The following is a 22,709-nucleotide window of genomic DNA, read 5'->3' as shown; positions in this document are numbered from 1 at the left end:
CGTTCGTATCACTCACCGGGCGTGGGCACGGATGGTTCGGCCGCCGGTGCGCCGACGCGGAGGGGCCGGCGGGACGGCGCCATCCCGCACGAACGCGCGGGATTTTTCCCGCACCGCGATCCAGTGGCCGGGGCGGGGCGATGCTGGCCTGCGTGGATGGCTGACGTCCAGGGCCGGAGGGCGACGGACGCAACGGACGTCACGCGCACATCGCATACAACGCACACAACGGGCACCAGCGATCACCCACCCCGACGGAGGCGACGATGACACGAGTGTTGATCGCTACCACACCGGCACCAGGGCACGTCGTCAGCGTGTTCGAGGTCGCCCGGGAACTGGCCCGGCGCGGGCACGAGGTGCGCTGGTACACGGGCCGGGTCTTCCAGGAGCAGGTCGAACGGACCGGCGCACGCTTTGAACCCATGCGCGCCGGGCTCGACTTCGGCGGCAAAAGCAGGGAGGAGGCCTTCCCCGCCCATGCCGGACTGACCGGGCTCGCCGGCTTCAAGACCGGCATCCGGGACATCTTCTACGGGACCGCGCCCGGCCAGCTGGAGGACCTGCTGGCGGTGCTCGGACGGTTCCCCGCCGACTGCGTGCTCGCCGACGACATGTGCTACGGCGCGTGCTTCGCCAGTGAGCGCACCGGCATCCCGCTGGCCTGGCTGAGCAACTCGGTCTACATCCCCGGCAGCAGGGACGCCCCGCCGCTCGGCTGGGGGCTGCGGCCGGGTCCGTGGCCGCTGGGACGGGTCCGCGACGCGCTGCTCCGGTTCCTCGGGGACCAGGTCGCGATGCGGGACCTGCGCGGGGCGGCCGACCGGACCCGGGCCCTGGTGGGACTGGAACGGCTGCGGACGGGCGCCCTGGAGAACATCGCCCGCCCGCCGGACCTCTATCTGATGGGCACGGTGCCCTCCTTCGAATATCCCCGCCGCGACCTGCTCCCGGGGACCCACTTCGTGGGCGGGCTCTTCGGCCTCCCCCCGGAACACTTCGACCCGCCCGGCTGGTGGGAGGAGTTGCGGGGCGGCCGGCCGGTGGTGCTGATCACCCAGGGCACCACGGCCAACGACGTCGGCCGGCTGCTCGTGCCCGCCGTGCGGGCGCTGGCCGGCGAGGACGTCCTCACCGTGGTCACCACCGGCAGCACCCTGGACACCGACAAGCTGCTGCCTCTGCCGGGCAACGTCCGGCTGGAGCGGTTCGTCCCGTACCACCATCTGCTGCCGCACGTGGACGTGATGGTGACCAACGGCGGCTACAACGGCGTCAACGCGGCCCTCGCCCAGGGGGTGCCCCTGGTCGTCGCGCCGGGCTCCGAGGAGAACCCCGACATCGCGGCCCGGGTCGCCTGGGCCGGTGCCGGTGTGGTCCTCGGGCGGCGGGCCGTGACGGAGTCCCGCGTACGGGCCGCGGTGACCACCGTCCTGACCGACGAGCGCTACCGGCGGCGGGCCCGCGCGCTGGCCCGGGAGCACCGGAGCCGCGACGCCCCGCGACGGGCCGCCGAGTTGATCGAGTCCCTGGCCGCATCCCACGGCCGGATTCCCACCGGAGGTGTCACACAGTGAACGCCGCAGTGAACGCCGCAGTGAACGCCACACCCCGTGTCACAGCGAGCGCCACGACGGGGAAATGCCCGGTCCAGGCCCCCGAGGCGGGCATGCCGACGGACCCGGGGCCCTTCGACTGCATGCCGGAGCTGCTGGCGGCCGCCCGGGTGGCGCCGGTCGTCCGGATCCCCTATCTCGGCAGGCACGCCTGGGTCGTGTGCGACCGGGAGCTGGTGCGGATCGCGCTCGCGCATCCGCGGCTCGCCAAGGACGTGACCCTGGTCCCCGACTGGATGCGCAAGCCGGGCCTGATGCTGGGGTCGCAGCCGGACCCGGAGTACGCCCGTACCATGATCATGAGCGATGGGGAGCACCACGCGCGGATCCGGCGGCTGCACGCGTCGGTGCTGAGTCCGCGCAACACCGAGAAGTGGGGCGCGGAGGTCGGCGCCAAGGTCGACGGGTTCCTGGACGAGCTGGAGCAGGCCGCGGCGGTGACCGATCCTCATGAACCAAAAGCCGGTTCGGGTGCCGGTTCCGGTTCCGGTTCCGGTTCGGGCGAGTCTGCCGAAGTCAACGTGGTCACGGAGTACACGCACCGCATTCCGCTGGCCTTCATCTCCGAGATGCTCGGTCTGCCCCCCGAGGCGCAGCAGCGGCTGCGCGGGATCACCGACGTCATCCTCTACTCCTCCGACTACGCGGCACGCGGCAACGCGGTCAGGGCGCTGTACGGGGCGGTCGAGGGCTGGGTGCGCGACCCGGGCCCGCTGCACGACGGGGTGATCACGGGCCTGCTGGCCGCCTCCGACGGGCCGGGCGCGGCGGTCACCGAGGGCGAGGTCGTCGTCTGGGCCCTGGCGATGGTCATCACCGGCTACGAGACGACCGGGAGCCTGATCTCCGCGGCGCTGTACGAGGCCCTGCGGCGGCCGGCCGACGAGCGGCCGCGGTCCGAGGAGGAGATCAGGGCGTGGGTCGAGGAGACCCTGCGGGTGCACCCGCCGTTCCCGCACCCGACCTGGCGGTTCGCCACCGCGGACATCGACCTCGGCGGCTATCTGATCCCCGAGGGCGCCCCGGTGCAGGTCAACATCGCCGCCGCGAACCGGCGGCCGGGCGAGGGGGCCGACAGCTTCGCGGCGGAGCGGCAGGGGCAGGGACATCTCTCCTTCGGTCTCGGCGCGCACTACTGCATCGGCGCCTCGCTGGCCCGTCTTGAGGCGCAGATCGCGCTGGGCGGGTTCCTGCGCCGTTTCCCCCGGGCGCGGCTGAGCACCCGTACCGCCGTCGCGTGGGAGTCGGAGTGGATGATCCGCCGGATGAGTGTCCTGCCCGCCGTGCTGGCCTGAGCACATCCGCCCCGGTCCCGCTCCTGCCCCCGCCCCCGCGTGTTCATCGGAGCACCCACCACCAATGCACCCCTTCCACGGATATGGGGAGATGATGGCTCGTACCCTTGAGACCACCGAGCGGCCGCCGGCCGGGTCGGCGGCACCGGCCGAACCCGGGAGCGGGAACCTCCGGCTGCCGGCGGCCGGCTGCCGCGCTCGCGGCCGTGATCTGCCGTTCGCCGACCGTCCGGGTGATCTGACGCCGATGAAGGGGCTCGTGCTCGCCGGCGGGTCCGGCTCCCGGCTCTGGCCGATCACGCACACCTCGGCGAAGCAGCTCGTCCCCGTCGCCAACAAGCCGGTCCTGTTCTACGGCCTCGAATCGATCGCCGATGCGGGCATCCGCGAGGTCGGCATCGTCGTCGGTGACAAGGCCGCCGAGATCGAGGCCGCCGTCGGCGACGGCTCGCGCTTCGGCCTGGAGGTCACCTATCTCCGGCAGGACGCACCGCTGGGTCTGGCCCACGCCGTGCGCATCGCCCGTGACTACCTCGGCGACGACGACTTCGTGATGTACCTGGGTGACAACTTCATCGTCGGCGGCATCAGTTCGCTCGTACGGCGGTTCCGGACGAGCCGGCCCGACGCCCAGATCATGCTGACCCGGGTGGCGGACCCGCGCGCGTTCGGCGTGGTCGAGCTGGACCAGCGGGGCCGGGTGATCGGTCTGGAGGAGAAACCGGAGCATCCGAAGAGCGACCTCGCCGTGGTCGGCGTCTATCTGTTCACGGCCCGGGTGCACGACGCCGTGGGCCGGATCGAGCCGTCGTGGCGGGGCGAGCTGGAGATCACCGACGCGATCCAGGGGCTGATCGACGCGGGTTGCCGCGTGCAGTCGACGGTCGTCTCCGGTTACTGGAAGGACACCGGCAACGTCGCCGACATGCTGGAGGTCAACCGTCTCGTCCTGGACGGCGTCGAGGCCGACTGCTCCGGTGAGGTCCACTCCAGCGAACTGGTCGGCCGGGTCGTGATCGAGGCGGGCGCGACCGTCACCGGGTCGCGGATCGTCGGCCCGGCGGTGGTCGCGGCCGGTTCGCGGATCCGTGATTCCCACATCGGCCCGTTCACCTCCATCGACAGCGACTGCACGGTGGTCGACAGCGAGATCGCGAACTCGATCGTGCTGCGCGGCGCGTCCATCGTCGGGATGCGGCGCGTCGAGCACTCACTGATCGGACGCGAGACCGAGGTGACGGTGACGGAGACGGAGACGGACACAGAAGCGGGCACGGGCACGGCGACGGTGCCGTCGATGCCCCGGATCCCGAGGGCCCACCGGCTCGTCCTCGGCGACCACAGCAAGGTGCAGGTCGCCTCATGAGGATTCTCGTGACCGGCGGCGCGGGTTTCATCGGCTCCCACTTCGTCCGGTCCTGCGTCGCGGACGCGGACGCCGACGGGTATGCGAACGGGTACGACGTGACCGTGCTCGACAAGCTGACCTACGCCGGGAACCCGGCGAACCTGGCGCCCGTCGCGGGCCGGTTCACCTTCGTCCACGGCGACATCTGCGACGCCGGCCTGCTCAGGGAGACGGTTCCCGGCCATGACGTCGTCGTCAACTTCGCCGCCGAGTCGCACGTCGACCGGTCGATCGCCGGCGCGGGCGAGTTCGTCCGCAGCAATGTCCTGGGCGTGCAGACCCTCATGCAGGCGTGCCTCGACGCCGGCACCCCGAGGGTCGTCCAGGTCTCCACCGACGAGGTGTACGGCAGTATCGCGGCCGGCTCCTGGGACGAGACGGCCCCGCTCGGCCCGAACTCCCCCTACGCCGCGTCGAAGGCCGGCGGCGATCTGATCGCGCTCGCCTTCGCCCGTACCCACGGGCTGCCGGTCAGCATCACCCGCTGCGGCAACAACTACGGCCCGTACCAGTACCCGGAGAAGGTCGTCCCGCTGTTCACCACCCGGCTGCTCGACGGCTTGAACGTACCGCTGTACGGTGACGGCGGCCATGTGCGCGACTGGATCCACGTCGACGACCACTGCCGGGCCGTCCGGCTGGTCACCGAGCGCGGCGTGCCGGGCGAGGTCTACCATGTCGCCGGCACCGCCGAGCTGACCAACCTGGAGCTGACCGGCCGGCTGCTGCACGCGCTGGGCGCCGACTGGCGGCGCGTGGAGCGGGTGCCCGACCGCAAGGGCCACGACCGCCGCTATTCGCTCGCCGACGACAAGCTGCGGGCGCTCGGTTACGCGCCACGGACCGGGTTCGAGCGGGGTCTCGCCGAGACCGTGGCGTGGTACGCGGCGAACCGCCGCTGGTGGGAGCCGCTGACGGCGCGGGTCCCGCGAACCACCGCGGCGGGTCGAGTGGATCCGGCGGGACTGCGCGGCGGGGTGGTTCTCACTGGGTCCTGAGCCGGATCAGGGCCGCGCGGGAGCGGATTCCCATCTTCCGGTAGACCTGCCGGAGGTGGAATCCGACCGTGTGCGGCGAGATGAACAGGCGGCGTGCGGCCTGCTGGTTGGTGAGCCCGCAGGCCACCAGTTCGGCCACTTTCCGCTCGGTCTTCGTCAGGCTCTCCCAGCCGGAGACCGGGCGCTTGGCCTGCGTCCAGTGCCGGCGCCGCACACCGAGCAGGCGCAGCCTGGCCCGTACGCGTGCGGCGTCCCGTTCGCCGCCGAGTGCCCCGTAGGCGCCCATCGCGCGGTCCAGCCGGCTGATCGCGGCCTCGTGGTCGCCGCGGTCGAGCAGCAGGCCGGCGTGGTCCTCGGTGACCGCGGCCCGGGCCCACGGGTTCCGGTGCAGCCTGCCCGCCTGGGCGAGGGCGTCGGCGTCCCCCTCGGCGAGCGCGCGGGCATGCGTGGCGGCGGCGAGCACCGCGGGGACGTGCTGGTTGTGCGTGCGGAGGTACTCCGTCGTCTCGACCACCGCCTGGGCGATGCCCGGCCGGTCCGCCGCGAGCGCGCTGCGGACGCACCAGCCCGCGGCGGCCGGGTCCTCCAGGACGAGTTCGCGGAGCGCGCCCGCGTGGGCCGCGATCTCCATCAGGACGTCCATGGCAGCGCGCGCGTCCACTTGTGCCTCGGCCAGCTGGGCGTTCAGCAGCAGGCGTGCGGGCCACCAGGGAGGGGAGGCGTCGTCCTGGGGGAAGCTCTCGTCCAGATCCTTGATGTGGGCCTCGGCCTCGGTGAGGGCTCCCCGGCGCAGGGCGACGGTGGCCAGGACCAGCCATGCCTGTGGCGCGATCGGGACATAGAGGCCGTCCGTGGCGACACCGATCCGCGCCGCTTCCTCCGCCTCGTCCAGGCGTCCCTGGGCGAGGTGGAGCGGCGCCCGGAGCACGGCGGGGACGGCGGCGGCCGTCCTGCCCGCGTCGGGGCCGGTCGGCCGGGCGGAGTACTCGACGACCGCCGCCGCCTCGTCGTACTCGTCGGTCCTGGTGAGGGCGAACGCGAGGAACCAGCGCGGGTCGAGGAGTTGGGTGCTCTCGCCGCCGTGGTCGAGTGCGACGGCCTTGCGCAGGGTCTCCACCGCGTCGCCCACGCGGCCCTCGCGCCACTGGTCGAGCGAGTGCACGGTCAACGCGCCGACCCGTACGGCCTGGACATGCCGGCCGGGCGCGCTGAGGATCTTCTGGGCGCGCTGGATCCCGGTGCTGTCCCCGGTCAGGTAGGAGGCCGCGAGATGGGTGATCACGGCCTCCTGCTGCGGGGGTCCGCCCGCCTGCGCGGCGAGCGCGTCGCCTGCGGCGCGGTGTGCCATCCGCGCGTTCCCCAGTCGCAGCAGCGCGGTCGACATCGACGCCCGCAGTCCGGCGACGTCCGTGGCGAGCGGCGCGGACAGCGGGGCTTCGAGCCTGGCGACCTCGTCGATCGTGTCCTTGGCCAGGGTGATCGCCCGGCCCGGGTCGCCCGCCCTGGTGAGGCCTTCGACGGCGGTCCGCGCCAGGCGTACGCGCTCGGACCGGCCGGGTGTCAGCAGTTCCATGCACCGGGTCGCCAGGGACGCCGCGGTCGAGGGGTCGGTGGCCAGCAGCCTGTGCGCCCCCTCGGCGATGACGTCGAGTTCCTCCGCGTCGCCGGGCTGGGCGACGTGGACCAGTTGGAGGGCGGCGCGTTCGATGCCGTCGGGGCGCGGGAGCAGCATGCCGGCCGCCTGCCGGCGCAGGAGCGCGCACATCGGCAGGGGGACGGAGTCGAGCAGGACCCGCCAGATCGGTTCGCTGCGGAAGGCGAGGTCGTGCCGGCCGCAGACGAGGAGTCCCCGGCCGACCGCTTCGTCGACCGCTGCCAGCAGTCCGACCGGTGCTTCGCCGAGCATGGCCGACAGGTCCTCGGGGGCGAACGGCGATCCGAGGACGGCCGCCAGCCGCAGCGCCTTCATGGTGGGTGCGGAGAGCGATCGGAACTCTCTGCGCATGAGCATGGAGAAACGTTTCGGTACGGGGTTGGGCAGCCCGACGCCGGTGCCGCGACCAGGTCCGACGCCGACGCCGGTGCCGACTCCAGTGCCAGTGCCAGTGCCGGGACCTGCGCCGACGCCGGGGCCGGGACCGGGCGGGCCGGTCCGCACCCGGGAGATGCCGTCGACCACCTGGAGATCGCCGTCCTCCGCGAGCGCGCGCATCAGCTCGATCACCGCGCGGGGCGTGGTGTTGACGCTCTCCGCGAGGGCGAGGAGCGTCGGCCCGGGGGCGGCTCCGGCGCAGTCGGCGACCAGTTGCGCGAGCGCCTCGCCCGGGAGCGGTCCCAGTTCCCGCAGGGGTTCCGTGGGAAGTCTCCCCCGGAGCCGGCCCAGACAGGTCTTGACCGGCTGGTACGGGGCGGCGTCCCCGTCCGGGGCGAAGGCGAGCAGCCACAGGATCGGGCGGCCGCCGAGGGCGATGACGAGGTCGCACAGGGCGGACAGGGCGGGCGGGTCCGCCAAGTGCAGATCGTCGAGGGCGACGACGGTGCGGTGGTGTTCCGCGTCGGTGCGCAGCCGGGCCCGCGCCGCCTCGATCGCCAGGGACCCGGTCGGATGGTGGAATCCGTCCTCGGCGGTGCCCGGCGGGTGGGGGTGGGCACCGGCCGCCGCCGGGGACGCCCTGGGTGCGCCGTCGTGACCGGCCGCGACACCGCCGACGACGGTGAAGCCGTTTCTGGCGGCGATGCCGGCGGCCTCCAGGAGGAGGCGGGTCTTGCCCGTGCCGGACGCCGCCTCCACCAGGAGGACCCGGCTCCGCCGGGCGCCCGTCACGTCCCGCAGGTTCGCGCCGATCTGTGCCAGCTGCTGTTCCCGGCCGCGCACTTGCGGCAGCGGGCGTGCGTGAGGACCCATGACCCTCCGTATCGTGAAGTCGCGATGTGACGCGACGCGCGCGAAGGTGGCGCGAGGGTGGCCTCCCTTCCGCAGGCCGCCGGGTGCCGCCCCGGCACACGCGTACGGTCAGGGCGGCACCCGCTCGCACCACCGGGCGACGGCCGTCGCCCTTCGACACGCTGTCGTCCGGGCAACGGTTCAACGACGGAGGCGGGACGGCTCCGCGGCGGCCGGGCCGTGTGCACCGGATCCGGCCATCTCCGTGATGGGTCGGGGTAGTTGACGCCGACGACCCGACGGGGCGAAGGTACGCCCGCCGCACTCCACCGCTCCTGGCCGGTGGGGGTCGGCCCCGGGCCCTCTCCCCAGGGCCTGGTTCTCCGGTGCCACCCCGCCCCGGGGCACCGCTCGCGCGTTCGTCCAAGTGAGGACCCGGGTGCGGTTGGACACCCCGGTGCCGAACCATGTCGAATGAACCCCTCCCCCCTCCCCCCACGATCACCGGCCTGCCGGTAGCACCGGCACCCGGCTGCCGTGGCCCGCCGGGTACGCCCGTCCCGAAGCCGGGGTACCGGCCGGCGGGCAGCGGCGTCCCCCGCCAGGGCCCGGACGAGATGCGCTCACAGAGAGGCTCGTTGATGCTGGCCGTCGAACCGGTACCCACCATCGCCGCCCACCAGTTGCTCGTCTTCCTGCTCCAGGTCGGAACGCTGCTGCTGGTCGCGTTCCTGCTCGGCCGGCTGGCGGTGAGGCTCGGCCTGCCCGCCATCGTCGGTGAGCTGTGCGCGGGCGTCCTGCTCGGCCCGTCGATCCTGGAGCAGGTCGCGCCCGGGTTCAGCGATTGGCTGCTGCCACGCGACCCCGGGCAGTTCCATCTCCTCGACGCGACCGGGCAGATCGGTGTGCTCCTGCTCGTCGCCCTCACCGGCGCCCACATGGACCTGTCGATGGTGCGCCGGCGCGGCACCGCGGCGATCCGTATCAGCTTCGCCGGGATCGCCGTCCCGCTCGCGCTGGGTGTGGCCGTCGGTTTCGCGCTGCCCGCCTTCCTGGTCCCGGGGGAGCGCCCGGTGTTCGCGCTGTTCCTGGGCGTCGCCATGGGGGTCAGTGCCATTCCCGTCATCGCCAGGACCCTGATGGATCTGCGGCTGCTGCACCGCAATATCGGCCAGCTCACCCTGTGCGCCGTGATGGTCGACGACATCATCGGATGGCTGCTGCTCTCGATGGTCTCGGCCATGGCGACCACCGGGTTCCACTCCGGCGAACTGGCCCTCTCGGTGACCTGGCTGGCCGTGGTGCTGATCTGCGCGGTCCTGCTGCGGCCCGTCGTCGCGTTCTGCCTGCGGGCGGCCGCGCGGACGCCGGGGAGCGGGGGGACCGTGACCGTCGTGGTCGTCCTGGCGCTGCTCGCGTCGGCCGCCACCCAGGCCATGGACCTGGAGGCGGTGTTCGGCGCGTTCGTCGCCGGTGTCGTGATCCGCGCGAGCGGCGCGCTGGACCAGAAGGCGATCGCCCCGCTCCAGACCTTCGTGGTGGCGGTCCTGGCACCGGTCTTCTTCGCCACCGCCGGGCTCCGGATGGACCTCACGGCGCTCGCCGACCCCGCCGTCCTGCTCACCGGTCTCGGGGTGCTCGCGGCCGCCGTGTTCGGCAAGTTCGCCGGGGCGTACGCGGGGGCGCGGCTCAGCCGGCTCAGTCACTGGGAGGGGCTGGCCCTGGGGGCGGGGATGAACGCCCGGGGCGTCATAGAAGTGATCATCGCGATGGTGGGGCTGCGTCTCGGCGTACTCGGCACCGAGATGTACACGATCATCGTGCTGGTCGCGATCGTCACCTCGCTGATGGCCCCGCCCATCCTGCGCGCCACGATGTCCAAGGTCGAGCAGACAGCCGAGGAGGAACTGCGGGAACGCTCCTTCGGTATTGATGGTCAGCGGACCGCGGAGGCATAGTGAGGCGCGGTCGAGCCGCCCCCACACTCCATTCCTTCATCGCGAGAGGGCAACGCTGTGCCGAATCCTTTTGAGGACCCCGACGCCACCTACCTCGTTCTCGTCAACGACGAAGGCCAGCACTCGCTCTGGCCCGTCTTCGCCGACGTCCCCGACGGCTGGAACACCGTCTTCGGAGAAGCCGGCCGCCAGGAGTGCCTCGACTACATCGAGAAGAACTGGACCGACATGCGGCCCAAGAGCCTCATCGAGGCGATGGAAGGCCGGCGCTGACGCCATGACCCTCGACCTCACCGGATTCCGGAGCCTGGGGGAGGCGTTCGCCGCGCGCGTCGCCGAGTATCCCGAACGCACCGCGCTGACCCTCTGGCAGGGCTCCACCGCTCCGGAACACGAGAGTGTCACCTACGCGGAGCTGGCCCGCCGGACCCGGGTGCGCGCGGCCGGCCTGGCCCGGCGGCTGGCCCCCGGCGAACGGGTGCTCATCGCCCTGCCGTCGGGGATCGAGTTCGCCGAGGTCTACCTCGCGTGCCTGTCCGCCGGGCTGATCGCCGTGCCCTCGCCGACGCCGGGCGGTTCGGCGAGCGCCGACGAGCGGATCGCGGGAATCGCGGCCGACTGCTCGCCCGGCCTGGCCATCACCACGGACGCCGCGCACGCGGCCGTGGTCGACCAGCTGCGCGCCCACGGGCTCGACCGGCTCCCCGTGGAGGCGGTACGGCCCGTGGGCGGGGCCCCGGAGCCCGGGGCGGGGGAGCCGGTCCACGGGCGGGTGGTCGACCGGGACACGGACGCGGTCCTCCAGTACAGCTCCGGGTCGACGGGATCGCCGAACGGGGTGATCCTCACCCACGGCGCGATCCTGACCAATGCCGCCGCCTTCTGCACCCACATGGGCCTCGGGCCGGACGACCGGTTCGGCAGCTGGCTGCCGCTCCACCACGACATGGGCCTGTTCACCAAGCTCACCTGCGCACTGCTGTGCGGCGCGCCCCTCACGCTGATGCAGCCGACCCTGCTCCTGCGGCGGCCCGTCGAGTGGCTCCGCATGCTGGACCGGTACCGGGTCACCTACACGGGCGCCCCCAACTTCGCGTACGACTTCTGCACCCGCCTCGTCACCGACGAGATGATGGCGGGCCTGGACCTGTCGGCCCTGCGTTACGCGCTCAACGGCGCCGAGCCCATCCACGTACCGACCACGGAGGCGTTCACGGAACGCTTCGCCCGGATCGGGCTCGGCGACCGCTCCCACTCCCCCGGCTACGGCCTCGCCGAGTCCACGGCGTACGTGACCGTCGTACCCGACGACGTCCGGCCGACCGTGCTCACCGTGGACCAGGCGCTCCTGGAGTCGGCCGAAGGGCCACGGCTGCGGCCGGTGCCCGGCGGCACCGGGCGGCAGCTGATCGGTGTGGGCCGGGCGCACGCCTTCGATCTGCGGATCACCGACCCGGGGACACGCGAACCGCTGCCCGAGGGCAGGGTGGGTGAGATCTGGCTGCGCGGAGGGAGCATCGGCCGCGGCTACTGGGGCAAGCCCGAACTGAGCGCGCGGGTGTTCGACGCCCGGCTCGCGGGCGACGAGGACGGGCCCGGCTGGCTGCGCACCGGCGATCTGGGCGCGCTCTTCGACGGCGAGCTGTTCATCACGGGCCGGCTCAAGGAACTGCTGATCGTCCACGGCCGCAATCTCTTCCCCCAGGACCTGGAGCACGAGGCCCGCGCCGCGCACCGGGCACTCGGCGACCAGCTCGGGGTCGCGTTCGGGGTCGGCACGCCGCAGGAGAGCGTCGTGCTGGTCCACGAGGTGCGCCCGGGGACCCCGGAGTCCGAGCTGCCGGACGTCGCCACCGCGGTCTCCCGCCGGCTCACCCGGTCGTTCGGCCTTCCCGTGCGCAACGTCGTGCTGGTGCGGCGCGGCACCGTACGCCGTACCACCAGCGGCAAGATCAGACGTACCGCCCTGCGGGACCGGTTCCTCGCGGGCGATGTGCCGGTGCTCCACGCCGAGTTGGAGCCCGCGCTGCGCACGGCGCCGGCGGGACCGAAGCCGTGACCGCGGCCGTCTTCGGCACGGGCCGCGCGCTGGCGGCCGCGCTCGACGCGGCCCTGCTGGAGGCGGCCGGCCCCGGCCCGGACGGGGCGCCGGGCCCCGGGGGCGCGGCCGGCCGGCTCTCCGCCGAGCTGGACGCCGCCGAGGAGTTCCCGGCCCCGTTCGTCGCCCGGCTCGACGCGTTCGGCCTGCCCGCGTACTACGTGCCCGCCGAGTGGGGCGGCGCCGGAGCCGACCACGAAATCCTCGCGCGGCTCTGGCGTACGGTCGCCCGGCACGACCTGAGCACCATGGTCGCGCACGGCAAGACCTACCTCGGCGCCGCGTCGGTCTGGCTCGCCGGCGACGCCGGACAGGCCCGCACCACGGCGGACGCGGTCCTCGCGGGCCACCCGGTCGCCTGGGCGCTGTCCGAGCCGGACCACGGCGCCGACCTCCTCGACGGGGAGCTGACCGCCACCGTCCAGGACGGCGGATACCGGCTGGACGGCGTGAAATGGCCCGTCAACAACGCCACCCGGGCCCCGTATCTGACCGTCCTGGCCCGCACCGGCGCGGCGGGCGGCGCGCGCGGCCACAGCCTCTTCCTCGTGGACCGCGCCGCGCTCGCCCCCGGCACCTGGCGGGCACTGCCCAAGGAACCCACCCACGGCATCCGGGGCGTCGACATCTCCGGCATCGCGTTCGAGGGGGCGGCACTGCCGTCCGGCGCGCTGCTCGGGGGCGAGGGCACCGGGATCGAGACCGTGCTGCGCGCGTTGCAGCTCACCCGGACCATGTGCGCCGCCCTGTCGCTGGGCGCCGGTGAGCACGCGCTGCGGATCGCGGCCGCGTTCACCGCCGAACGGATCATCCAGCGGCGCCCGCTGCTGGAGCGCGCCCACCCCCGGGCGTCCCTCGGCCGGTGCGCGGCGCTGCTGGCCGCCTCGGAGGCCGCGGCCCTGGTCGGCAGCCGCTCGATCCACTCCCTCACCGGTGAGATGAGCGTGGTGTCCGCGCTGGTCAAGTCCGTCGCGCCGGAGCTGACCGACACGGTGCTCGGTGAACTCGCCGAGTTGCTGGGGGCCCGTTCCTTCCTCACCGGCGTGTACGCGGACGGCGCCTTCCAGAAGATCTGGCGCGACCACCGGATCGTGTCGGTGTTCGACGGCAGCACCCCGGTGAACCGTGCGGCGCTCGTCCAGCAGTTCCCCCGCCTGGTACGGGGGTACGCCGCCGGATCCGTGGACGCGGCCGGGCTGGCGGAGGCCGTGGCCGTGGGCGGCGCCCCGCCGGGCCCGCTGGACCGCGATGCCCTGACCCTGCTGTCCCGGCGGGGGTGCTCGGTGGTGCAGTCCCTCCCCGCGCTGGCCCGCTCCCTCGCCACGGGACCGGCCCCGGAGGGGCTCGCGGAGCACGCCGCCGCGCTGGAGGCCACCACGGCGGCCGTGCACGACCTGATGGCGGCGGTGGCTCCGGCCGCCCGCCCGCCGATGGCCGCCTACGAGATCGCCGCCGCCTACGAACTGTGCTACGCGGGCGCGGCCTGCCTGCACGCATGGTCCGCGGGACGCCACCGGCACCAGGGCGAACCGCTGTGGCAGGACGGCCTGTGGGTACGGGCGGCACTGCGCGCGCTGCGGGCCTCGCTCGCCGCCGGGCTGCGGACCGCGCCGCCGGACCCGGCCCCGGGCGACGACCGCATCGACGAGCCGCTCGCGCGGTACGTGGCACAGGCGGCGCGGACCGGCGCCCCGGTGACCCCGTTCGGCGCGCCGATGCCCCAGGGGGGCCACTCATGACCGCCGCCGCGCTCGACGCCCTCCTGGGCGATGCCCTGGACGACCACAACCCGGTCGGTCACGCGGCGGTCCTGGCCGCCGACGAACGTCAGGAGATGCTCGCCGAGGGCGAGCGGGCCCTGGACACGTACGGGCTGAACGCCGAGTTCGTGCCGGTGGCCCACGGCGGCCGGCTGGAGCGCGCCGACCGGCTCGCCGAGGTGCTGCGGACGCTGTGGCGGCGGGACCCGTGCCTCGGTCTCGGCTACGGCTTCAGCTCCCTCATCGCCTCCGTCAACATCTGGACCGCCGGCGACGAGGAGCAGCGGCGCCGGGCGGCGGACCTGCTGCTGGCGAACGGCCGCATCGCCGTCGCGTTCCACGAGCTGGCGCACGGCAACGACTTCGCGCACGCCGAGTTCGCCGCCCGGCCGCACGCGGACGGCTGGCTGCTGTCCGGCCGCAAGGAGGTCGTGGCGAACGTACGGCGGGCGGAGGCCATGGTGGTGTTCGCCCGGACGGGTGCGGGCGCGGGCAGCCGCGGCCACAGCCAGTTCCTGCTCCTGCGGGACGGGCTGCCGGCCGGAGCCCTGCGGGACCTGCCGCGTTTCCACAGCTCGGGCATGCGCGGTGTCCAGCTCGGCGGGGTGGAGTTCACCGACTGCCCCGTGCCCCCCGGGGCCCTGATCGGCTCCCCGGGCCAGGGCATCGAGGTGGCCCTGCGCTCGTACCAGACGACCCGTTCGGTGGGCCCGGCGGTGTACGTCGGGCCGCTGGACACCGCGCTGCGTCTGGTGATCCGGTGCTCGCTCGACCGCCGTCTGTACGGCGGCGCGGTCGCCGACCTGCCGTACGTGCGGGCGGCGATCGCCCGTGCCTGGGCCGATCTGCTGGCCATGGACGCGTTCTCGGGTGTGGTCCTGCGGGCGCTGCATCTGGAGCCGGAGGCGATGGCGGTCTACGCCCCGGCGGCGAAGTACCTGACCGCGCGGATCCTGCTGGACGCGTTCGACGATCTGCGGGCGGTCCTGGGCGCGCGGTCGTATCTGCGGCGGGGCCCGTACGCGATGTTCCAGAAGCTGGCCCGGGACGTGGCCCCGGCGACCTTCTCCCATGTCTCGCTCGCGGCGGCCCTCGTGACCCTGCTTCCGCAGCTGCCGAGGCTGGCCCGCCGGGCATGGCCGGACGGCCGGGCCGCCGCACCGGCGCTGTTCGACCTGGGCGGTGACCTGCCGGCGCTGTCCCTGGACCGGCTGAGCCCCGGCATGCCGCGCCACGACGGTGTCATCGGCACACTCCTCAAGATCGCGGACGGCGCCCGCGCGGACGACTCCGATCCGGTCCGCCGGTTCGCCGCGCGGTGCCGGGACGAGCTGGAGGCGCTGCGGAAGGGGTGCGCGGCGCTCGGGCCGGAGGATCTCACGATCGACGCCTCGCCCGCCGCGTTCGCGCTCGCCGACCGGTACACGGCCGTCCTCGCCGCCGCCTCCGTCCTGGGGGTGTGGCAGGAGTGCGGCACCCGTTACCCCGCTGCGGCGCTGCTGGGGGTCCTGGACCGGCTGACGGGACGCATGGGCGGGCCGCCGGTGCTGACGCCGGCGGAGCGTGCGGACGTGGAGCGGCGGCTGTTCGACCTGGCGGTCGAGCGGTGTCTCGACAGCCGTCTCCTCGATCTGTCCGCCCGCCGCGTCCCGTCCTGAGGAGGGCCCCGTGGCCGGGCGGAACGGATCCACCGTGCCGGAACCGGTCCAAAGCACGGCTCGTCCGGCACTCTTCCGTACTTTCGGCTGGTCCGCTGTGAGCCCGTACTTCCTAGCCTAAGCAGCATGAATACAGCGGAACGGTCGGTGCGACCGGCCGGAAACACCTTCAACATCGGACTTGCCTTCGTGTTCGTCCTGGGGATCTCCTTCACGACGTACATGCTCACGGACAGCTGGGGCGGCGCCTCCTGGGTGCTCGGCACCACCGTGTCGGTGGTGGTGAGCGCGCTCGCGCTGGTGCGTGAGCGGCACAGAATGCCGGCCGCGCTCGCGGGCCTCGCGGTGACGGGCATCGCCGTCGCGGTGTCCCTGGCCGTGGGCGAGGACCTGCCGCAGGAGCCCGCGCCCATCACGTCGCTCGCCCTGGCCGTGCTCGTCGGCTCCGCGGTCAGGAAGCTCCCGACCGCACCGGCCGCCGCGATCGCCGCGGGTGGCGTCGTCCTGGCCGGTGCGGTCTGGGTCAACGGCTGGACCATCGTGACGGGCCTGTCGTCGCTGACGATGGCCGTCGCGCTCGCGCTGGGGGCGACCCTGCGGGTCCAGGACCGTCAGGGCGGCGGAAACGGACAGTCCTCCCGGTAATCCCGGACCGTCCCTCCCGGTAGCTCTGGACCGTCCTCCCCGTAACCCCGGACGGTCCACTGCGGTCACGGAGCCTCCGGAGCACCGGAACGAGCGGCGCCCCGGAGGCGCGGAGAGCGTGGAGAGGTCGTGAACACGGTGAGCGGTACCCCTGGTGCCGCGCCGAACGGCGCGGAGGGCGGTCGGGGATTGGGTAGCCTGAGCGCCGTGACCATTCCCCACCGATGGGTCAAGGGTGCCTCGACCGCCGGGCTCGGTGCCGTGTTCCTCACGGCGATCGTGATCCAGGCGTTCGCCCTCGCACAGACCTGGGGCGGAGCGTCCTGGGTCCCCGGCAGTGTCGCCACCGCCGTGGTGTGCGCGCTCGCGCTGGCCCGCCACCGGGAGCTGACCTGGACGGCCGCGGCGGGCCTGGGCGTGGCGGCCCTGATCGTACTGATCGGGATGATGCCCGGAGTCCGGCTGCCCGCCGAGCCGGGGCCCGCCATGACCCTGGGCCTGGCGGTGCTCACCGGCTCGGCGGTCAGGGCACTGCCGACGGTGCCGGCCGGTGCCGTCACGGCGGGCGGACTCCTGGTGATCGTCGGCCAGTTCTCCGGCCGGCCGTCCTCCGCCGTGACGGCCATCACCACCGTGGGCTGGCTGCTCGCTGTCGCCGTGGGACTGGCGCTGCGGACCTACGACGGCCGGACGCGGGCCGCCGCCGAGCGGGTGCGCCGGGCGGAACGGCTGGAGCTGGCGCGGGAGTTGCACGACATCGTCGCCCACCACATCACGGGCATGCTGATCCAGGCGCAGGCGGCGCAGGTCGTCGCGCGGCGCGATCCGCAGAAGGTCGCGGACACGCTCACCGAGATCGAGACCGCCGGCGGCGAGGCCATGACCGCGATGCGCCGGGTCGTGGGCCTGCTGCGGGACACCGACGACGCGGCGCCCGCCTCACCCGGCCCCGAGCAGCTGGGCGCCCTGGTCGAGCGGTTCAGCCGGCAGGGCCCGACGGTGAGCCTGGCGATGCCCGACGGCGAAGCCGACACACGGTGGCCGCCGGAGGTCACCAGCACCGTGTACCGGATCGTCCAGGAGTCCCTGACGAACGTGTTGCGGCACGCGCGGAACGCCCGTTCCATCGAGGTCACCGTGGGCCGCACACCCGGCGGTGTCACCGTGGAAGTGGCGGACGACGCCCCGCCGGGTTCCCCTCGCGCGCACCACCGCGGAGGGTACGGTCTGATCGGCATGCGTGAACGTGTCGAAACGCTCGGCGGGTCGCTGGACGCCGGCCCCCGGCCCGGTGCCGGCTGGTCCGTCCGGGCGGCCCTGCCCGTCCCCACCAGGGAGCCGTGATGTCCATCGAGGTCCTGATCGCCGACGACCAGACGATGATCCGGCGCGGTCTGCGGCTGATCCTGGAGGATCAGCCCGACATCACCGTCACCGGTGAGGCCGAGGACGGCGCCGAAGCGGTCGAGATGGCCAGACGGCTGCGCCCGGACGTGTGCCTGGTGGACATCAGGATGCCCAGGCTCGACGGCATCGAGGTCACCCGCGCGCTGGCCGGCCCGGGGGTGACCGATCCGATCCGGGTCATCGTCGTCACCACGTTCGATCTCGACGAGTACGTGTACGGGGCGCTGCGCGGTGGCGCGGTGGGCTTTGTCCTCAAGGACGCCGGACCCGCCCTGCTCATCGAGGCGGTCCGCGCCGCGCACAACGGCGAGGCCCTCGTCTCGCCGTCGATCACCCTCCGGCTGCTGAAGCATCTCAACGACGCGGGCTCGGTGCCCCATTCGCGTGCCGCGCGGTCGATGCCGTTGTCGGGGCGTGAGGTCGAGGTGGTCCAGGCCATCGCGCGCGGCCGCACCAACCAGGAGATCGCCTCCGAACTGTTCATCTCCATCAGCACGGTCAAGAGCCATCTGTCCGGGATCCAGACCAAGCTGGGGGTCCGCAACCGGACCGAGATCGCCGTCTGGGCCTGGGAGAACCGCGTCGTCGAGAGCACCGCGTAGCCGTCACACGGCCATCGCGGCCGCCAGCTCCCGTACCGTCGGGTGGAGATACAGCATCCGCAGATCCAGCGGGGGCAGGCCGCGCTCCCGGACGGCCGCCGCGATCCGCATGGCGAGCAGCGAGTTCCCGCCCAGCTCCCAGAAGCTGTCGGATACGCCCACGGTGGAGCCGAACAGCCGGCGCCATACGTCCAGCAGCGCGCCGGAGATGTCGTCCTCGGGGGCCCGGAGGCCGTCCCCGACCCCTGCCCCTGCTGCGGCTGCGGGGGTCCCGGGTTCGGGCAGGGCGGAGAAGTCCACCTTTCCGTGGGCGGTCATCGGGAGCGCGGGCAGCACGGTGACGGTCGCCGGGAGCATGTAGTCCGGCAGGATGCGGCTGATCCGCTCCCGTATGTGTGCCGTGGGGTTCGCGGTTGTCGCGGCCTCGCCGGAGAGCACCACGTACCCGTCGATACGGCTGGTGGCCGCGTCCTGTGGGTCGGTGCGGCGCAGTGTCACGGCCGCCGCGACCACCCCCGGGCATTCGGCCAGCACCGAGCGGATCTCGTCCAGTTCGATCCGGAAGCCGCGCAGCTTGACCTGGTTGTCGAGCCGTCCCAGGTGTTCGAGTGTGCCGTCCGGCAGCAGGCGTCCCCGGTCGCCGGTGCGGTACATCCGGCCGTCGCCGAACGGGTCGGCGCAGAACCGCTCCCCGGTCAGCCCGGGTCGGCGCAGATAGCCGAGTGCCACTCCGGCACCGCTGACGTGGATCTCCCCGGCGACCCCCGGCGGCACCGGTCTCCCGGTCTCGTCCAGCACGTACACCCGCCAGCCGGGGAGCGGTCTGCCGACGGACTTCGAACCGGCGAGGGCGAGGCCGCGCGTGACCGTTCCGGCGGTGACGTGGACGGTGGTCTCGGTGATGCCGAACATGTTCACCAGGCGGCAGCGGGACTCGGGGTACCGGTCCAGCCACGGCAGCAGGCTCCGGGTGTCCAGCGGCTCGCCCCCGAAGATCACCAGTCGTACCGGCAGCCGCCCGGGTCTCGTCCGGTCCTCCTGGGCGAGCTGGGCGAAGGCGGAGGGCGTCTGGCTGAGGACGGTGACCCCCCGGTCGGTGAGCAGCCGGTGCATCCGCTCGGGCGACCGGGAGAGCCAGTACGGGACGACGACGAGACGGCCGCCGGTCAGCAGGGCGCCCCAGATCTCCCAGACCGAGAAGTCGAACGCGACGGAGTGGAAGAACGTCCAGACGTCGGTGGTGCCGAGCGCGAAGTCGTCGCGGGTGGCGTCCACGAGGGCGACGACGTTGGCGTGCGGGACGAGCACGCCTTTGGGGCGGCCGGTGGAGCCCGATGTGTAGATGACGTAGGCCGCGTCCGCCGGGCCGGCGCCGGTCGGGGGCGGGGTGTCGGTGCCGTCGCCGCCCAGCTCCCGTACCCGGTCGGGGGTGAGTGCCCTGAGATCCGGGGGGCCGGGGAAGTCGTCGAGCGTGGTGACCACGACGGACAGCTCGGAGTCCTCGGCGAGGTAGGCGAGACGGTCCGCCGGGTACGCCGGGTCCAGCGGCACGTAGACCGCCCCGGCCTTGAGCACGGCGAGCAGGACCGCCACCAGTTCCGCCGAGCGTTCCAGGCAGACGCCGACCAGGGCGCCGTCGGCGACCCCGGCGGCGCGCAGGCCGTGGGCGAGCCGGGTGGAGCTGAGGTCGAGTTCGCCGTAGGTGACCTGGGTGTCCTCGTCCAGCAGGGCGACGGCGTCGGGGTGTTCGGCGGCGCGTTCGGCGAAGACGTCCGGGATCCGCCGTGGAGTGGTGCGCAGGGGGAGCGGAGGGCGTCCGAGCGCCAGCACCCGTTCCCGTTCCGCGCTGTCGAAGATGTCGAAGGTGTCGAAGGTGTCCGGGGAGTCGGGGGAGGCGAGGGAGCCGGGGGCCCGGCGGTGGGCCTCGGCCAGATGCCGGAGGAACTGGGCCGCGACCGGCTCGCTGATCCGGGCGGGCCGGTGGTCGGCCCGCAGCTCGACCGTGCCGCCGGGGCCGCGTCCCACGGTGATCGTCAGCGGGTGGAGGGGGGCCTGGCAGGGCACGTACTCCCATTCCCTGCCGGATGCCCTGCCGGATGCCCTGCCGGATGCCCTGCCGGATTTCCCGCTGAACGCGCCGCTGGGACCGCCGCCGGAATCGCCGCCCGGATCGCCGTCGGGATCGCCGTCGGATTCGAAGAGGAGTCCCGCGCCGGGGGCCCGTCCGGGCGGCTTCTCCGGTTCGTACCGGCCGAGGACCGCGGCGAACGCCGCCCGCCAGCGTTCCGGGTCCGGGTCCGTGCCCGCGGGCAGGGTGAGCAGGCACCGGGCCACCGCGTCGTCGCCGGGCCCCGGTTCGCCCAGGCCCCACACGGGTGCGGGGTCGGCCTCGGGCAGGGCCGTACCGTTCCCGGTCCACGCGGGCGGCGGACCCTCGTCGGTCGGCGCGGCGCCGTCGAGCGTCGCGGCGGCGAGGCGGCGCAGCGACCGGCCGTCGAACGCGGCCCGGTGGGCGACGACGACGAGGTCGGCCCGTCCGTCGGTGTACTCGATCAGGACGGCGCGCGCGCCCCGGCCGGCGCCGACGGGCCGGGCCAGCTCGCGGGCACGGCGGCGGACGCCGCCCGGGTCGTCGCTCGCGAACGGCACCCGTTCGGACCAGAATCCGCCCGGGGCGGTGAGCCGTGCGAAGCGTTCGGCGAGGACGCCGGCGTCGGCGGGGGTGCCGAGCCGGAGGCGAAGGGCATGGCAGTGCCGGGCGTTCCCGGGCGGCTGCGAGGGGGGCGTGACCACGTTCATCTCCCTGCGTTCGGCGGAAGGGGCGGCTCAGCGGGCCGTGAACCCGCCGTCGACCGTGAGGACCGATCCCGTGACCTGCCGGGAGCCGTCGGAGGCGAGCCAGACGGCGGCCGATGCGACGTCACCGGGCTCGATCAGGGCGTTCATGGGCTGCGACTGGACGAACGCCTCCTCGTGTTCGGCGACCGGTACCTCCAGCGACCTGGCGATCTCCGACAGCATCCGGCCCTCCACGGCCGGGTCGTCCCGGACCGATCCCGGGCACAGCGCGTTGACGCGGACCTTCACCGGGGCGAAGTCGAGCGCCGCCGCCTTGGTGAGTCCGATGACGCCGTGTTTGGCGGCCACGTACCCCGCGAAGTTGCGGTAGCCGACCAGCCCGGCCGTCGACGCGACGTTGACGATGCTGCCGGACCGCTGGCCGGTCATGATCGCACCGACCGCCTTGATCGCGCGCCAGGCGCCGGAGAGATCCACGTCGATCATGAGCTGCCACTCGTCCTCGGTGATCTCGTCGGTGGCCCTGCCGGAGGGAGCGGCGATCCCGGCGTTGTTGAGCAGCACGTCGACGCTTCCGAACCGGTCGTGGGCCTCGTCCACCGCCTGCCGCAGCGCGGCGAGGTCGCGGATGTCCACGTGCCGGGTCAGGACGGCGGCGCCGTGCTCACGACAGAGGTCGGCGGTGTGCGCGAGCTGGCCGGGGTTGCCGAGCGGATACGGCACCCCCGGCAGGTCCGCGCAGACGTCGAGGAGGACGAGGTCGGCGCCCGCGCGGGCGAAGGCGACCGCGCAGGCCCGGCCGAGGCCACGGGCGGCCCCCGTGACGATCGCGGTCTTGCCGTCCAGCTCCATGGGCCTCTCCTCGGCGCTCAGCGGGCGAGTTCGTCATCGATCAGGCGCAGCAGGCTGCCGGGGTCCTCGGCGATGTACATGTGTCCGCCCTCCACCTCGGCCCGGGTGAAGCCGGCGCTGGTCGCCCTGGCCCATCGCGCCGTCTGTTCGGCCGTGACCAGGTCGTCCCCGGTGCCGCGGACGGCGGTGATGGGCACCGGCAGCGGCCGGTCCGTGGCGGGCGTGTAGTTCTCGTGCATTTCGACGTCGGCCCGCAGGGTCGGCAGGATGAGTTCGCGCATGTCCGGGTCGGCGAGGGCCTCGTGGCCGTAGCCGGCGAACTCCTTGACGCGCAGCAGGAACTCGTCGTCGGGGAGGCCGGTCGCCCGTCTCGCCCGTGGTGTCCAGGGATCCGGTGATCCGCTCACGACGAGCCGTGCCACATCGGCACCGGTGTGGGCGACCAGCGCGTGGGCCAGCTCGTACGCCAGGACGGCGCCGAGGCTGTGTCCGAAGACCGCCACCCGGTCGCCGGGGGCGATCTGGCCGCCCGCGGCGGGGAGGAGCCCCGCCACGGCCTGGGCCACGTTCCGGTACGGGTCCTCGGACAGCCGCCACTCCCGTCCCGGCAGCTGGAGTGCCACGATCCGCGGGTTGCCGTCGGTCAGCGCCGCCCATGGGTGGAAGAACGAGGCGCCGGCCCCCGCGAAGGGGAGGCACACCAGGGATGTCCTTCGCATGTCAGTTCCC

16 protein-coding genes are annotated in these 22,709 nt (G+C 73.6%); 12 read left to right on the top strand and 4 right to left on the bottom strand.

The window, feature by feature from the left end; genetic code table 11:
* Window positions 1-266: 266 nt before the first annotated feature.
* From SYYSPA8_RS11290 to rfbB, 4 genes are all read left to right on the top strand, one after another.
* Window positions 267-1,577 (top strand): glycosyltransferase, encoded by a 1,311-nt coding sequence (locus SYYSPA8_RS11290; protein ID WP_323446948.1) that lies wholly within the window; start codon window positions 267-269, stop codon window positions 1,575-1,577.
* Between the two features lie 92 nt (window positions 1,578-1,669).
* The gene (locus tag SYYSPA8_RS11285; RefSeq protein ID WP_407705993.1) at window positions 1,670-2,911 is read left to right on the top strand and encodes a cytochrome P450; all 1,242 of its coding nucleotides are present in this window, start codon (window positions 1,670-1,672) and stop codon (window positions 2,909-2,911) included.
* 247 nt (window positions 2,912-3,158) lie between these two features.
* Entirely contained in the window at window positions 3,159-4,277 is a 1,119-nt protein-coding gene (locus SYYSPA8_RS11280; protein WP_323447378.1) for a glucose-1-phosphate thymidylyltransferase, read from the top strand.
* A complete protein-coding gene (gene rfbB, locus SYYSPA8_RS11275; RefSeq protein WP_323446946.1) occupies window positions 4,274-5,317 on the top strand; it encodes a dTDP-glucose 4,6-dehydratase in 1,044 nt (347 codons plus the stop codon). The genes SYYSPA8_RS11280 and rfbB overlap by 4 nt, the downstream gene beginning before the upstream one ends.
* On the opposite strand, the gene SYYSPA8_RS11270 is transcribed toward rfbB, so the two are convergent.
* Complete coding sequence (locus tag SYYSPA8_RS11270; RefSeq protein WP_323446945.1) at window positions 5,304-8,222, bottom strand: LuxR C-terminal-related transcriptional regulator; 2,919 nt, start codon at window positions 8,220-8,222, stop codon at window positions 5,304-5,306. The genes rfbB and SYYSPA8_RS11270 overlap by 14 nt on opposite strands.
* A gap of 596 nt (window positions 8,223-8,818) precedes the next feature.
* Between SYYSPA8_RS11270 and SYYSPA8_RS11265 the strand changes: the two genes are divergently transcribed.
* The 8 genes from SYYSPA8_RS11265 (at window position 8,819) to SYYSPA8_RS11230 (ending at window position 18,329) form a co-directional block, all read left to right on the top strand.
* Window positions 8,819-10,159: a cation:proton antiporter gene (locus tag SYYSPA8_RS11265; protein WP_323446944.1), complete on the top strand. Its 1,341-nt coding sequence runs from the start codon at window positions 8,819-8,821 to the stop codon at window positions 10,157-10,159.
* A gap of 57 nt (window positions 10,160-10,216) precedes the next feature.
* Window positions 10,217-10,432 (top strand): MbtH family protein, encoded by a 216-nt coding sequence (locus tag SYYSPA8_RS11260; RefSeq protein ID WP_323446943.1) that lies wholly within the window; start codon window positions 10,217-10,219, stop codon window positions 10,430-10,432.
* A 4-nt stretch (window positions 10,433-10,436) separates the two neighbouring features.
* Window positions 10,437-12,218: a fatty acyl-AMP ligase gene (locus SYYSPA8_RS11255; protein WP_323446942.1), complete on the top strand. Its 1,782-nt coding sequence runs from the start codon at window positions 10,437-10,439 to the stop codon at window positions 12,216-12,218.
* Window positions 12,215-13,996, top strand: coding sequence for an acyl-CoA dehydrogenase family protein (locus SYYSPA8_RS11250; RefSeq protein ID WP_323446941.1), 1,782 nt, complete (start codon window positions 12,215-12,217; stop codon window positions 13,994-13,996). The genes SYYSPA8_RS11255 and SYYSPA8_RS11250 overlap by 4 nt, the downstream gene beginning before the upstream one ends.
* Window positions 13,993-15,675, top strand: coding sequence for an acyl-CoA dehydrogenase (locus SYYSPA8_RS11245; RefSeq protein ID WP_323446940.1), 1,683 nt, complete (start codon window positions 13,993-13,995; stop codon window positions 15,673-15,675). The genes SYYSPA8_RS11250 and SYYSPA8_RS11245 overlap by 4 nt, the downstream gene beginning before the upstream one ends.
* A 126-nt stretch (window positions 15,676-15,801) precedes the next feature.
* The gene (locus tag SYYSPA8_RS11240; protein ID WP_323446939.1) at window positions 15,802-16,320 is read left to right on the top strand and encodes a metal transporter; all 519 of its coding nucleotides are present in this window, start codon (window positions 15,802-15,804) and stop codon (window positions 16,318-16,320) included.
* 207 nt (window positions 16,321-16,527) lie between these two features.
* Window positions 16,528-17,664: a sensor histidine kinase gene (locus SYYSPA8_RS11235; protein ID WP_323446938.1), complete on the top strand. Its 1,137-nt coding sequence runs from the start codon at window positions 16,528-16,530 to the stop codon at window positions 17,662-17,664.
* Window positions 17,664-18,329 (top strand): response regulator transcription factor, encoded by a 666-nt coding sequence (locus tag SYYSPA8_RS11230; RefSeq protein ID WP_323446937.1) that lies wholly within the window; start codon window positions 17,664-17,666, stop codon window positions 18,327-18,329. The genes SYYSPA8_RS11235 and SYYSPA8_RS11230 overlap by 1 nt, the downstream gene beginning before the upstream one ends.
* A gap of 3 nt (window positions 18,330-18,332) precedes the next feature.
* Here the strand turns inward: SYYSPA8_RS11230 and SYYSPA8_RS11225 are convergent, their stop codons facing one another.
* From SYYSPA8_RS11225 to SYYSPA8_RS11215, 3 genes are read right to left on the bottom strand one after another with little or no spacing between them, the layout of a single operon-like run.
* The gene (locus tag SYYSPA8_RS11225) at window positions 18,333-21,122 is read right to left on the bottom strand and encodes an amino acid adenylation domain-containing protein (RefSeq protein ID WP_323446936.1); all 2,790 of its coding nucleotides are present in this window, start codon (window positions 21,120-21,122) and stop codon (window positions 18,333-18,335) included.
* Between the two features lie 33 nt (window positions 21,123-21,155).
* A complete protein-coding gene (locus SYYSPA8_RS11220) occupies window positions 21,156-21,980 on the bottom strand; it encodes an SDR family oxidoreductase (RefSeq protein WP_323446935.1) in 825 nt (274 codons plus the stop codon).
* A 17-nt stretch (window positions 21,981-21,997) separates the two neighbouring features.
* Window positions 21,998-22,699: a thioesterase II family protein gene (locus SYYSPA8_RS11215; protein ID WP_323446934.1), complete on the bottom strand. Its 702-nt coding sequence runs from the start codon at window positions 22,697-22,699 to the stop codon at window positions 21,998-22,000.
* Window positions 22,700-22,709: the final 10 nt, after the last annotated feature.

This window comes from Streptomyces yaizuensis (assembly GCF_034961445.1).
In the GTDB taxonomy this organism is placed as follows: domain Bacteria; phylum Actinomycetota; class Actinomycetes; order Streptomycetales; family Streptomycetaceae; genus Streptomyces; species Streptomyces yaizuensis.
Note: the sequence above shows the minus strand (reverse complement) of the source record. Positions and strands in the feature narration are given on the sequence as shown.

What these genes read in the sequence shown, in the direction of transcription:
- SYYSPA8_RS11290 (WP_323446948.1), top strand. Translation starts at nt 267, where the DNA reads ATGACACGAGTGTTGATCGCTACCACACCGGCACCAGGGCACGTCGTC.
- SYYSPA8_RS11285 (WP_407705993.1), top strand. Translation starts at nt 1,670, where the DNA reads ATGCCGACGGACCCGGGGCCCTTCGACTGCATGCCGGAGCTGCTGGCG.
- SYYSPA8_RS11280 (WP_323447378.1), top strand. Translation starts at nt 3,159, where the DNA reads ATGAAGGGGCTCGTGCTCGCCGGCGGGTCCGGCTCCCGGCTCTGGCCG.
- rfbB (WP_323446946.1), top strand. Translation starts at nt 4,274, where the DNA reads ATGAGGATTCTCGTGACCGGCGGCGCGGGTTTCATCGGCTCCCACTTC.
- SYYSPA8_RS11270 (WP_323446945.1), bottom strand. Translation starts at nt 8,222, where the DNA reads ATGGGTCCTCACGCACGCCCGCTGCCGCAAGTGCGCGGCCGGGAACAG.
- SYYSPA8_RS11265 (WP_323446944.1), top strand. Translation starts at nt 8,819, where the DNA reads ATGCGCTCACAGAGAGGCTCGTTGATGCTGGCCGTCGAACCGGTACCC.
- SYYSPA8_RS11255 (WP_323446942.1), top strand. Translation starts at nt 10,437, where the DNA reads ATGACCCTCGACCTCACCGGATTCCGGAGCCTGGGGGAGGCGTTCGCC.
- SYYSPA8_RS11245 (WP_323446940.1), top strand. Translation starts at nt 13,993, where the DNA reads ATGACCGCCGCCGCGCTCGACGCCCTCCTGGGCGATGCCCTGGACGAC.
- SYYSPA8_RS11240 (WP_323446939.1), top strand. Translation starts at nt 15,802, where the DNA reads ATGAATACAGCGGAACGGTCGGTGCGACCGGCCGGAAACACCTTCAAC.
- SYYSPA8_RS11230 (WP_323446937.1), top strand. Translation starts at nt 17,664, where the DNA reads ATGTCCATCGAGGTCCTGATCGCCGACGACCAGACGATGATCCGGCGC.
- SYYSPA8_RS11220 (WP_323446935.1), bottom strand. Translation starts at nt 21,980, where the DNA reads ATGGAGCTGGACGGCAAGACCGCGATCGTCACGGGGGCCGCCCGTGGC.
- SYYSPA8_RS11215 (WP_323446934.1), bottom strand. Translation starts at nt 22,699, where the DNA reads ATGCGAAGGACATCCCTGGTGTGCCTCCCCTTCGCGGGGGCCGGCGCC.